The sequence below is a fragment of the Burkholderia sp. BCC1985 genome (assembly GCF_905339915.1).
Lineage (GTDB): Bacteria > Pseudomonadota > Gammaproteobacteria > Burkholderiales > Burkholderiaceae > Burkholderia.
Window position 1 is genome coordinate 1 of record NZ_CAJPGY010000119.1, and the last position, 957, is coordinate 957.

Genomic DNA, 957 nt, shown 5'->3' on the forward strand with positions numbered 1-957 from the left:
AGCGAATGGCCCGTCTTCCACATCAGCGGCTCGCCGCCCTTCGCCTTCACCCACTGCGCGAGATGGCGCGTGCACTTCACGTCGTAGATGATCTGCGCGCCCGGGTTGCGCGACAGCACTTCCTCCGCGAACAGCATCAGCTGGCGGTCCGGGTAGATGATCTGGCCGTCCTTCGTGACGACGCCCAGGCGGTCGCCGTCGCCGTCGAACGCGAAGCCGAGTTCGGCGTCGGTGTCCTTCAGCGCCTGGATCACGTCCTGCAGGTTTTCCGGGTGCGCGGGATCGGGATGGTGGTTCGGGAACGTGCCGTCGATGTCGGTGAAGCGCTCGACGAGTTCGCAGCCGAGCGCCTTGAACAGGCGCGTCGCGAGCGGACCCGCGACGCCGTTGCCGGCGTCGACGACGAGCTTCAGCGGGCGCGCGAGCTTGATGTCGCCCACGATTCGCGCGATGTACTGATCGGCGACATCGAACTGCTCGAACGCGCCGCTGCCCGTTTCATAGCGCTCGTCGACGATGCGGCGGTACAGCGCCTGGATCTGCTCGCCGTAGATCGCCGCGCCGCGCAGCACCATCTTGAAGCCGTTGTAGTCGGGCGGGTTGTGGCTGCCGGTGACGACGATGCACGAATCGACGCGGCGCTCGCCGCCCTTCAGCGCGAGCGGCACGCTCGCCGCGAAATAGCCGACCGGCGTGGGCACCATGCCGACGTCGACGACGTCGACGCCTGCCGCACGCAGGCCATCGGCGAGCGCGCCGACGAGCTCGGGCCCCGACAGGCGGCCGTCGCGCGCGACGACGACCGCGTCGCCGCCCTGTGCGCGCACTTCGCTGCCGAAGGCCCGGCCGATCGCGCGCGCCGTGTCGGCGTCGAGCGTCTTGCCGACCACACCGCGAATGTCATATGCCTTGAAGATGGATTGGGAGATCATCGATTCTCTCTGGGTTGCGTGCATG

General features: G+C 68.2%; 1 pseudogene. It reads right to left on the bottom strand.

Annotation, left to right across the window (positions count from 1 at the left end):
* Positions 1-932: pseudogene (locus tag U4Z31_RS36910) on the bottom strand (phosphomannomutase/phosphoglucomutase); the annotation flags it as partial.
* Between the last annotated feature and the right edge of the window lie 25 nt (positions 933-957).